8 protein-coding genes are annotated in these 11,120 nt (G+C 70.2%); 2 read left to right on the forward strand and 6 right to left on the reverse strand.

Annotated features, from left to right (window positions below; translation table 11 throughout):
* On the forward strand, positions 1-1,321 hold a 1,321-nt coding region (gene ligD / locus QH470_RS26995), incomplete at its 5' end, for a non-homologous end-joining DNA ligase (RefSeq protein ID WP_280275170.1).
* 6 nt (positions 1,322-1,327) lie between these two features.
* Here the strand turns inward: ligD and QH470_RS27000 are convergent.
* The 6 genes from QH470_RS27000 to QH470_RS27025 form a co-directional block, all read right to left on the reverse strand.
* Positions 1,328-1,972, reverse strand: a complete 645-nt coding sequence (locus QH470_RS27000; protein WP_280275171.1) for a cysteine hydrolase family protein — start codon at positions 1,970-1,972, stop codon at positions 1,328-1,330.
* A gap of 92 nt (positions 1,973-2,064) precedes the next feature.
* Entirely contained in the window at positions 2,065-2,415 is a 351-nt protein-coding gene (locus QH470_RS27005) for a DoxX family protein (RefSeq protein ID WP_280275172.1), read from the reverse strand.
* Positions 2,416-2,674: 259 nt separating this feature from the next.
* Positions 2,675-3,277 (reverse strand): GTP-binding protein, encoded by a 603-nt coding sequence (locus QH470_RS27010; protein ID WP_174411295.1) that lies wholly within the window; start codon positions 3,275-3,277, stop codon positions 2,675-2,677.
* Positions 3,258-3,632, reverse strand: a complete 375-nt coding sequence (locus QH470_RS27015) for a DUF742 domain-containing protein (RefSeq protein ID WP_024800684.1) — start codon at positions 3,630-3,632, stop codon at positions 3,258-3,260. Before QH470_RS27015 ends, QH470_RS27010 begins: the two co-directional genes overlap by 20 nt.
* Before the next feature lie 7 nt (positions 3,633-3,639).
* A complete protein-coding gene (locus tag QH470_RS27020) occupies positions 3,640-4,053 on the reverse strand; it encodes a roadblock/LC7 domain-containing protein (protein WP_011207200.1) in 414 nt (137 codons plus the stop codon).
* A complete protein-coding gene (locus tag QH470_RS27025; RefSeq protein WP_280275173.1) occupies positions 4,050-8,354 on the reverse strand; it encodes a sensor histidine kinase in 4,305 nt (1,434 codons plus the stop codon). Before QH470_RS27025 ends, QH470_RS27020 begins: the two co-directional genes overlap by 4 nt.
* A 318-nt stretch (positions 8,355-8,672) precedes the next feature.
* On the opposite strand from QH470_RS27025, the gene QH470_RS27030 reads away from it, so the two are divergent.
* Positions 8,673-10,781, forward strand: a complete 2,109-nt coding sequence (locus tag QH470_RS27030; protein ID WP_280275174.1) for an AMP-binding protein — start codon at positions 8,673-8,675, stop codon at positions 10,779-10,781.
* Positions 10,782-11,120: the final 339 nt, after the last annotated feature.

Raw genomic sequence — 11,120 nt, forward strand, 5'->3', positions numbered from 1 at the left:
CCGGGGGCGGCGGGGGGGGGGGGGGGGGCCCCCCGGGCCCCCCCCCCCCCCCCCCCCCCCCCGCCCCGCGCGGGGGCGGGGGGGGGGGGGGGGGGGGGGGGGGGGGGGGGGGGGGGCCCCCCCCCCCCCCCCCCCCCCCACGCCGAAGGAGAACCGCCTGGCCGTGCACACCGAGGACCACCCGCTGGAGTACCTGGATTTCCACGGCACCATCCCGCGGGGCGAGTACGGCGGCGGCGAGATGACCATCTGGGACACGGGCACCTACGAGACCGAGAAGTGGCGCGAGGACGAGGTGATCGTGCACCTGCACGGCTCCCGCCTCGACGGCCGCTACGCCCTCATCCAGACCAACGGCAACCAGTGGCTGATGCACCTGATGAAGTCGGAAGCCCCGGTGGCGCAACCACTTCCGAACGGCAAGCCCAAACAGCCTACGCAGTTCCCGCACGGTTTGACCCCGATGCTGGCCACCACCGGCGACGTCTCCGTCCTCGACACCGACGAGTGGGCGTTCGAGACGAAGTGGGACGGCTTCCGGCTGATCGCCGAGATCGAGGACGGCAAGGTCACCCTGCGCAGCCGCGCTGGCAACACGGTCACCGGCCGATATCCGCGCCTGTCCACCCTGGGCCGCGAACTCGACGGTCATCGCGCCGTACTGGACGGCGAGGCGGTGGTCTTCGACGATCACGGCGTCGCGAATCTCGGTCTGCTGCAAGCCGATGCCGCCCGCGCGGTGTTCGTGGCCTTCGACGTGCTGTACCTGGACGGCACCTCGCTGCTGCGCAAACGCTATACCGATCGGCGGCGAGTGCTGGAGGCCCTGACCGGGCGGGCGCCGTCACTGGTGGTGCCGCCACAGCTGGACGGTCCGGGCGCGGCGGCGCTGCGCTACAGCCAGGAGCAGGGCTTCGAGGGCGTGATCGCCAAGCGCAAGGATTCGGTGTACCTGCCGGGCAAGCGCGGGCAGTCCTGGGTCAAGACCCGCAACTGGCGCACCCAGCAGGTGGTGGTCGGCGGCTGGCGGCGCAGCGAGGCGCGGCAGTTCGCCTCGCTCCTGGTCGGCGTCCACCACGAGGGCAGGCTGTTCTACGTGGGCCGCGTCGGCACGGGCTTCAGCGACCAGGAAATGTCCGAGCTCGCAACACAATTGCGCCGCCTGCAACGCAAGACCAGCCCGTTCGACAACGACCTCACGCCCGAGGAACGCAAAGACGCGGTCTGGGCCACCCCGACCATCACCGGCACCGTCCGCTACATGAACTGGACCGAGGCCGGTCGCATGTGGCATCCGGCATGGATCCCCGCCACCGATTGACCGGCGTTACTCGCCCTTCTCCAGTAGCGGGACGAGGGTGTCGACGTCGGTGACGACGGCGTTGCCCTGGAAGGCGAAGTCGTCGTATGCCCGCGCGATCGCCTCCTGGTCGCGCCCGCCGCAGGCATCACGGACCACCACCGGGACGAATCCGAGGTCGGTGGAGTGGGTGACCGTGGGCGCGATACCGATCTCCAGCGCCACCCCGGTGATCGCGTACGACACGATGCCCAGGTCACGCAGTACGGCAGCCAGTGGCGTGCCCTCGAAGGCCGACATCGAGGTCTTGTCGAACACCACCTCGTCGGGACCCGGTTGCAGCTGCGGCACCAGTTGGAAGCCCGGCGTATCGCGCTGCAGGATCGGGGTGATCTCCTCGACCGAGTCCACGCCCTGCCACGACATCGCCATGCGCAGCGCGAACAGACCGCTCAGCCGCTTCGGCAGGAACAGGTGCCGCAGGAAGATCACCGGATACCCGCCGCGGCGGGCGGCCTGCACCACCCGCTCCACCCGGGCCACGATCTCCGCGCCGTCGTCGAGCTGCGCCAGCACGCCGACCTGCATGTCGTAGACGATCACCGCCATCCGCCGCGGGGAGCACAGCTCACGCAGGTCCTCCGGAATCTCCAGCCCGTTGCCGTGGCGCACCGCGTCTCTCCCTCTGCCGCAATCGTTTTCGCTCACCCTACCGGCGGACGGGGTCGGCGCCGGTGACTTTCGCGACCGGCCGACCCAGGCGCTCAGGCCACGGCGAGGCCGAGCGTGAGGGCAGCGACCGCGAGCAGCAAGAAGACGCCGGGGTAGACCACGTCGGCGTAGACCCGCGCCCGCAGCACGGTGGCCACGGCACCGAGGAAGTAGAGCACCAGGTAGGCGGCCGCGGCCACGCCGACCAGCGGCACCGCGAGTCCCACCAGCAGACCGGCGGCGCCCACGGCCTTGGCGACACCGAGCGGAACGATCCACGAATGCGGGACGCCGTAGCTGGTCATGTTGTCGAGGACCCACTGTTTGCGGACGAAATCGACACGCGCCGCGGCGAGATTGGCGAGAGCGGCGACCACCGCGACGGTGACGTAGACGGCGAACATCGAATTACCTTTCGGCCGAGCATCGGGGAACACCCCAACCCTCGCCCGCATCTCCGCGGCCCGTCCAATACCTGAGTCCATAACCGAATGGCATGACCTAGGCCGATCTCCGGGCAGCACACAGTCACGACCGGGGTGCCGACCCGTCAGCGGCACGACTGAGAGCCGCGTGTCGTCCGGCCCTGTCCAGGCCGGGCGCGCGCGGACTTCATCACGGAACCGCCGCAGCTCCGGAATCCGCTGCGGCGGCCGGTGACGGTCAGTAGCCCTGGACGACCTTGCGCAGCGCGTACTCGGTCACCGAGACCAGCGCCTGCTTCACCGGCTCGCGCCTGCGGGCGTCGATCGACATGATCGGCACGTCCGCGGGCACCGCCAGCGCTTGGCGGATGTCCTCGAGCGGGTACTTGGGGGCATCGTCGAACTCGTTGATGGCCACCAGGAATGGCAGGCTGCGCGCCTCGAAGTAGTCGACCGCGGCGAAACTGTCCTCCAGCCTGCGGGTGTCGACCAGCACCACGGCGCCGATGGCGCCGCGGATCAGGTCGTCCCACATGAACCAGAAGCGGTACTGGCCGGGGGTGCCGAACAGGTACAGCACCAGGTCGTCGGCAAGGCTGATCCTGCCGAAGTCCATGGCCACCGTCGTGGTGGCCTTCGTCGGCACGGCGGCCAGGCTGTCGACACCGACGCTGGCATTGGTCACCAATGCCTCGGTGCGCAGCGGAACGATCTCCGATACGGCACCGACCAAGGTCGTCTTACCCACACCGAAACCACCGGCGACCACGATCTTCGCCGAGGTGGGCTTACTGGTGCGCGTATCGACCTGGGCCGTCGAATCAAATACGCCGGAGTCCACTGAGAACCCTTTCGATCAGCTCGCGACGTTCATCGTCGCTCGAATCGTCTTTCAAAGTCGCCGACACCCGCACATGACCGGCCTCGATGAGGTCGGCGACGAGAACTCGAGCCACCCCGATCGGAATACCCAGACGGGCGGCCAATTCTGCGACAGACGGCGATTCTCTGCACAACTCCACGATTGACGTCTCGATGTTGGTGAGCTCGAACTGCCGCTCCAGGGCGACCGGATGCGATGCGACGAGTGCCTCCAACGCCAACTCGACCGTCGGCCGCGTACGGCCGGCGGTCAACGAGTATGGACGAACGAGGCTCGGCTCGGCGCTCCCCATGCGCTGGTTGTCTATGTCCATCCCACCATCAGGAACCCATCGTGACGCGAGGTGTGGCCTGAACTGTCTGGCCAACTCGCTCGACAAGCAGCGCCATCTCGTAGCCGACTTGCCCGATGTCGCAGGACGTGTTGGTCAGCACCGCGAGATAGGAGCCGTCGCCGACCGCCATCAGTAGCAGGTAGCCGTGTTCCATTTCGACTACCGACTGCAGCACGGTGCCGCCTTCGAACAGATTCGATACACCGACCGAGAGGCTCGCTAGCCCCGCGGTCACCGCCGACAGCTGTTCCGCACGGTCCACGGGCAACTGCGCGCTTGCGGCCATCAACAGACCGTCAGCCGACACCAGCACGGCATGAGCGACGCCCGGAACCTCGTTGGCGAAGTTCGAAACCAGCCAATCCAGCTGACGGTTCGTACCACCTAGATCGGGGTTCATCGGTCTCCTTTATCTCCGGTTAGGTTCATTGCTCTCATTGCGCGGCCATCCCGGACGCCCTGCTGGTGACGACTCAGACTTGACCTGATGGACTCTGCATCACGCTTCGGCGTGCTATCGGCCTTTCCGATGACGCCACCGGGAACCAGGCGGTTGCCGGGATCGCGCTGAGGCAATCCGGCCGCCGTCCGCTTCTCGGATTGGGCCTCCACGGCCCGCCGGGCGGCCTGCCAACCTTCGTCACCTGGTGATTCGAAGGAAGCGGCCACCTGGGACCGGTCCGCGTTGGGATCCGCCAGCCACGCCGACATCATCTCGGCGAAGATCGGCGTGCCCATCGACGCACCGGAGTCGTCCGCAGGCTGCAGCCGGGTCTGGAAGAACGAGGCGGTCTTCTGCGGGTTGGACTTGAAACTGTGCCGGCCGCGCTCGCGGCCTTCGCCACCGGCCGACTCGTCGCTCTCGGGCGCGAGGCGCTCGTGCTGCGGCAGGCTCAGACCCGGTGTCGGCGCGGGACGCGGCGGCAGACCGGCGCCCGGCTGACGCTGCGGCAGCCCCGCGGAACCTGGCGACCGCTGCGGCAGTCCGCCGCTCGAATCCTGCGTCAGACCACTGCCCGGCTCGCGCTGCGGCAGACCACCGGTCGACCCCCGCGTCGGCAAGCCGAGACCCGACTCCCGTTGCGGCAGACCGCCCGTCGATTCCCGCGACGGCAAGCCGAGACCCGACTCGCGCTGCGGCAATCCACCCGTCGACTCGCGCGACGGCAGGCCACGGCCCGAATCCCGTTGCGGCAGACCACCGGTCGACTCCCGCTGGGGCAAACCGGCGCCCGGGTCGCGCTGGGGCAGACCACCGGTCGACTCCCGCGTCGGCAGGCCCAAGCCCGACTCCCGCTGCGGCAGACCATTTCCCGGCTCACGCTGCGGCAGGCCGCCACCGGACTCCCGCGAGGGCAAACCGAGGCCCGACTCACGCTGCGGCAGACCGTTCGCCGCGGACTCCCGCTGCGGCAGGCCACTACCGGGCTCCCGCTGTGGCAGACCACCGCTGGACTCCCGTGAGGGCAGGCCGAGACCGGATTCCCGCTGCGGCAAGCCGTTCGCGGCAGACTCGCGCTGCGGCAAACCACTACCGGGCTCACGCTGCGGCAGACCGCCGCCGGGCTCACGCTGTGGCAAACCACCGCCGGGCTCGCGCGAAGGCAGGCCGGAGCCCGCATCACGCTTCGGCAGGCCACCGCTCGACTCGCGGGACGGCAAGCCCAGGCCCGAATCCCGTTGCGGCAGACCACCGGTCGACTCGCGCTGCGGCAGCCCCGGTTCCCGCGACGGAAGATCGGTTCCGGCCGACTCACGCTGCGGGAGGCCCCCGGCACCGCGCTGCGGCAGGCCACCGGGACCGGCCTCGCGAGGCGGGATGCCACCGGCACCCGGATCCCGCTGAGGCAGACCACCACCGGGACGCCGGGACGGCAGACCGTTGCGGCCACCCTCCCGCTGCGGCAGGCCACCGGCCTTGGGGTCGCGCGGCGGAATGCCACCGGCGCCCGGATCCCGCTGCGGCAGGCCGGACGGACCGGCCTCGCGCTGCGGCAGCTTGGCCGCGGGCCGCTCGGGCGCGTCCTCGCCGGGCGGCGGGGTGGGCGAACGCTGCGGCAGACCGGTGGCGCCGGCATTGCGCTGCGGCAACGACCCACCGCGCTGCGGCGGACCGCCCTCGCGCGGCGGCATCTCCGAACCACGTTGCGGCAGACCGCCACCGGGCTCACGCGGCGGGATTCCACCGGCGCCCGGATCCCGCTGCGGCAGACCGCCCTCGCGCTGGGGCGGACCACCCGGACGCTGCGGCAGACCCGTCAGACCGGAGGGCCGGGCGGGCTGCGGACCACCGGCGCCCGGCGCCCGCTTGAGCATGTTCGCCGCCAGACCGGCCTGCGGAGCCGCGGGCGCGGGACCGCCGCGCTGCGGCAGATTCGCACCCGGCTGCGCCGCCGGCGCCTGCGGACCGTGCGCGCCCGGATCCCGCTGCGGGAGCCCTCCGGGCTGGGGAGCATCGCCGGGACGCCGCTCGGCGCCGGCCACACCGTGCCGGACCGTCGGGCCGTTCGCACCGGGCTCGCGCTTGGGCAGGCCGCCGGGCACCGCGGTACCGGGCTGGCGTTGCGGCAGTGCGCCGTTCGCGGGCGCGGCCCCGTTGGCCGCCGCCGGACGCTCGCCGCCCGGTCGTTCCGTCCCGTTCCGCTCGCCGTCGGCCCCCGTCGGCCCGCTCGCGGTGGGGTCGACGGTGACCATCATGTTGCCGCTGGGCGTGCGGGTGACCGTGCGCATCTGCATCGAGGCCGGGTTGGGCCGCTGCGGCTGCACCGCCTGCTGCTGCGGGCCCGACTGCTGCGACGGGATCTGCACCCCGGCGCCGCCCGGCGTCACGATGATCGCCTTGGGCACGTGCACGGTCACCGTCACGCCGGGATCGCGGGCGGTGTCGAAGGTGGGCCGCAGCCGCACGGTCAGCCCGTGCCGCTCGGCCAGGCGGCTGACCACGAAAAGACCCATGTGACGCGCGGTGTCGGGGCCGACCTCCGCGGTGCTCTCCAGGCGGCGGTTGATCTCCGCCATCTCCGCGGGCGGCATACCGATGCCGCGGTCGGCGACCTCGATGAGCAGACCCTGGTCGTGGGCCTGGGCGAAGGTGAACTTGACGTCGGTCTCCGGCGGCGAGGCGCGCAGCGCGTTGTCGAGCAGCTCGGCGAACAGGTGCGCCAGGTCGGAGGCGGCCGGTTCGGTGATGGCGCCGCGCGGGGTGGCACCCAGCTTCACCCGCTCGTAGTCCTCGACCTCGGAGATGGCCGCGCGCAGCACGTCGGCGATCTCGACCGGGGCCGTCTTGCCGCGGCGCTGCTTCGGCGTACCGGCCAGAATCAGCAGGTTGTCGCCGTTTCGGCGCATACGGGCGGCGAGGTGGTCCAGCCGGAAGAGGTTCTCCAGCAGGCGCGGGTCCTTCTCGTCGTACTCCATCGCCTCGATGAGCGAGAGCTGATGGTCGACAAGGGATTTGGAGCGCCGTGCCAGGGTCTCGAACATGTCGTTGACCTGGGTACGCATGGCGGCCTGGTCGGCGGCCAGGCGCAGCGCCTGCCCGTGGATGTCGTCGACCGCGCGAGCGAGCTGGCCGACCTCCTCCTCGGTGTGCACCGGCATCGGTTCCAGCGGCACGTCCTCCGGGCTGGCGCCGTCCCGCAGCCGGGACACCTCGTGGCCGAGGTCGTGCTCGGCGACGCGCAGCGCGGCCAGGCGCAGCTTGCGCAGCGGGACGATCATCGAGCGCGCGATCAGCACGGCGAGCACGAGCGCCGCCATGATGGTCGCGATAACGATCACGGCGTAGCGGACGGCGCCGGTGCGGGCGTTGTCGGCCAGGTTCTTCACCTGGGCGTCGATGTCGGCGCTGGACTGGCTCACCACCTTCTGGTAGCCGGCGAGGCTGTCCAGGACCGACTGCCGCAGGTCCTGCAGCGGGATCTGGCCGGAGGCCGCCTGCGGCCCGTTGACCAGCGCGATACGGTTGTTGACCAGCTGAGTCAGGTCCGCGATGATCGGGTCCCCGTCGGGGAAACGGTGCGCGAGAATCCCCAGCATCTGGCGCTCGGTGTTGGCGGCGATCTGTGAGTCGCGCAGACCGTCCTTGGCGTTGCCGCGAATCGCCTCGGCCATACCAGCGGTCTCGGAGATCAGCACGGCGCGGGTATTGAGGGAGTCGACCAGTCGCAGCTTCGCCGCCTCGACGCCCGGGTCGGAGATGGTCGAGGTGATCGCCTCCGCAGTGCGGACGCTGTTCTGCCGGATCGATTCTTCCTGGTTGAGCGCTTCGTCGATGGTCCTGGCGGGTGCGGTGCCATTGGCTCGAACGGCCTTGGCGCCGTTGATCATCCCGTCGATCGCCGCCCGGCCGCCCGGCACACCGTCCAGTCTGGGCGAGGCTTTCTCCGCCGCGGCGATGGCGTTGTCGAGCTGGGTCAGATCGGCATCCTGCACCAATGACTGGTTGGGGCCGAGCTGGATCATCTGCTCACCGGCGACCGTGGCGGCCGCGGCGCTCAGGCCGGTGACGGCCGGGATCGCCTGTACGTGCTTGACGGCGGTGTCCAGCTCGCTGGAGTCGCTGAACTGAGCCGCGATCCTGGAGGCGCCGAGCACCACCGCGACGAGGAGGGGGACGGCCAGTACCGCCGTAACCTTCCAACGCAGGTCCCAGTTGCTAAGCGCCCAACGCTTCCTGCCGGACCTAGCGGCGTCACGCATCTCCACTCACTTTCCAAACTGGCCCCAGCCATGCGCCATCAGCGAGCCTCCCACGGGCGTGGGCGTGGCTCGGCAGGCAGGTCTGACCGAGAACTGCGGCTGGCCGAGAATTTGCGTCCATGACGGCCGACATATGTGGCATGCGATTCTAACGGATCAATAACTTCTTGTGTGACCTGTTGGCAACGTCCAGCCGTTGACCTGGCGGTTCCAGACAAAATCAAAGGTCGCGGCGCCCGTCCGGACGTCGCGTGAAGTCTGCCACAATCAGGCTGATCTATCGAGGCGGGCATCGAGGCGAGGCAGGGAGTCACACGGTTGAACGCGAAGCAGGAGTACCGGCCTACCTATCAGACCAGCCTGGTCGATCCCGCCGACTTCTGGGGCGCCGCCGCCAAGGCCATCAGCTGGGATGTTGCACCCACTCAGATCGTCGACAGCACGGCCCGCCCGACCGCCCGCTGGTTTCCCGATGGTCGACTGAACACCTCCTACAACGCGCTGGACCGGCATGTGCGCGATCTCACACCGGAAGAGGGCTCGACAACCGCCGAACTCGTACCGACCGGTGGCCGCGCGGACCAGCCCGCCCTAATATACGACTCGGCTATGACGGGCGCCACGCTTGTCTACACCTACGCCGAGTTGTTGGCCGAGGTCGCCCAGTTCGCCGGCGCGATGCTGAGGCTCGGCGTCCGGACCGGTGACCGGGTCGTCATCTATATGCCGATGATCCCCGAAGCGGTGGTAGCCATGCTGGCCTGCGCCCGAATCGGCGCGGTGCACTCGGTGGTGTTCGGCGGGTTCGCCGCGCATGAACTGGCCGCCCGGATCGATGACGCGGAACCGGTGCTGATCGTGACGGCCTCGGGCGGTCTGGAACCGGGCAAGCGCATCGAGTACCCGCCGATCGTGCTGCAGGCGCTGGACCAGGTCGAGACCACCGCGCCCCGGCACGTCGTGGTCAAGCAGCGCAACGGTTTTCCGACCATACGGTTCGCGACGCCCTCCGCCGATCAACTACCGGGCCCCACCGAATCCATTGCCGCGCAATGGCTGGACTGGGCCGACATGATCCGCGACGCCGAACCGGCCGACCCGGTCTCGATGGCGGCCACCGACCCGCTCTACATCCTCTACACCTCCGGCACCACGGGGAAGCCGAAGGGCGTGGTCCGCGACAACGGCGGGCACGCGGTCGCGCTGACCTGGTCCATGCGCAACATCTACGACGTCGGACCTGGTCAAGTGATGCTGACGACCTCCGATATCGGCTGGGTGGTCGGGCATTCCTATATCGTCTACGCCCCGCTGCTGGTCGGCGCCACCACCGTGCTCTACGAGGGCAAGCCGGTCGGCACCCCCGACTCGGGCGCCTACTGGCGGCTGGTGGACCAGCACGACGTGCACGTCATGTTCACCGCGCCGACCGCGCTGCGGGCCATCCGCCGCGCCGACCCCGACGCCGCCGCGGCCGGGCGCCACGACCTCTCGTCGCTGCGCGCGCTGTTCTGCGCCGGCGAGCGGCTGGACCCGACGACCTTCGCGTGGACCCGCGACACCCTGCTCGCCGATCACCCCGACTGCCCGGTGGTCGACCACTGGTGGCAGACCGAGACCGGCTGGCCCATCTGCGCGGATCCGCTGGGCCTGCAAGAACTTCCGGTGAAGCCGGGTTCGGCGTCACTGCCGGTGCCCGGCTACCGCATCCGCGTCCTGGACTACGAGGGCGACGCGGTAGCGGCCGGCACCGAGGGCAATATCGTCATCGGGCTCCCGCTGCCGCCGGGCACCCTGACCACTCTCTGGGGCGACGACGAGCGGTTCGCCCGCTCGTATCTGTCCGCGTATCCGGGCCACTACCTCACCGGCGACTCCGGCTACTTCGACGAGGACGGCTACCTGTTCGTGCTCGGCCGCAGCGACGACGTGATCAACATGGCCGGGCACCGGCTGTCGGCGGGCGGGATCGAGGCCGCGGTCGCCGGGCACGAACTCGTCGCCGAATGCGCGGTGATCGGCATCCCCGACGAACTGAAGGGCCAGCGGCCGATCGCCTACGTCGTGCTCAAATCCGGCGGCATCGGCGAGAGCGCCGTGCGGGTCGACCCGGCCCGGCTGCGCGCCGAGGTGATCGAGCGGGTGCGCGACCAGATCGGCGCCATCGCCACCCTGCACGACGTGATCGTGGTGAACGCGCTGCCCAAGACCCGGTCCGGAAAGATCCTGCGCCGCAGCATCCGCCAGATCGCGTCCGGCGAGCGCCCCGACATGCCCGCCACCATCGAAGATCCCGCGGTACTGGTCGCCCTCGAGGACCAGATCCTGGCCAGCCGCGCCGACGAGCACCCCGGCGGCGAGACCGCCGATCCCGGCGTCCCCGACGACTCGGACACCCCCGCCGACGGCCATCCCGCCGTCCGGTGACAACCCTCACAGTTTTCTCAGTGTCGGTTCACGAGCCTCCTACACCGCTGCCCTAACGTCGGTCGGGTTGTCTCGGCGGGGGCCGGGTATACCGGTCACCGAACGAGCGCCAGGGCTCGGTCCGCCGGGCCCCGGTGTGTACTCGACCCGAAAGGTTGCTTCATGTCTTCGTTGCGTCTGCGATTCACCGGTGCTGCCCTGACCGTCGGCCGGGTTGCCACCCCCCCCGCCCGACAGATACCCCGCCCCCCGGCCCCCCCCCCCCCCCCACAGGTAGCGCCCCAGCGCAAATACCCCAGCACCATCGCACAGGGGGACGCGGCGCTGCCCCACAAGAAA

The sequence above is a fragment of the Nocardia wallacei genome (assembly GCF_029868745.1).
GTDB classification, from domain to species: domain Bacteria; phylum Actinomycetota; class Actinomycetes; order Mycobacteriales; family Mycobacteriaceae; genus Nocardia; species Nocardia wallacei_B.

What these genes read in the sequence shown, in the direction of transcription:
- QH470_RS27005 (WP_280275172.1), bottom strand. Translation starts at nt 2,415, where the DNA reads ATGTTCGCCGTCTACGTCACCGTCGCGGTGGTCGCCGCTCTCGCCAAT.
- QH470_RS27015 (WP_024800684.1), bottom strand. Translation starts at nt 3,632, where the DNA reads ATGGACATAGACAACCAGCGCATGGGGAGCGCCGAGCCGAGCCTCGTT.
- QH470_RS27020 (WP_011207200.1), bottom strand. Translation starts at nt 4,053, where the DNA reads ATGAACCCCGATCTAGGTGGTACGAACCGTCAGCTGGATTGGCTGGTT.
- QH470_RS27025 (WP_280275173.1), bottom strand. Translation starts at nt 8,354, where the DNA reads ATGCGTGACGCCGCTAGGTCCGGCAGGAAGCGTTGGGCGCTTAGCAAC.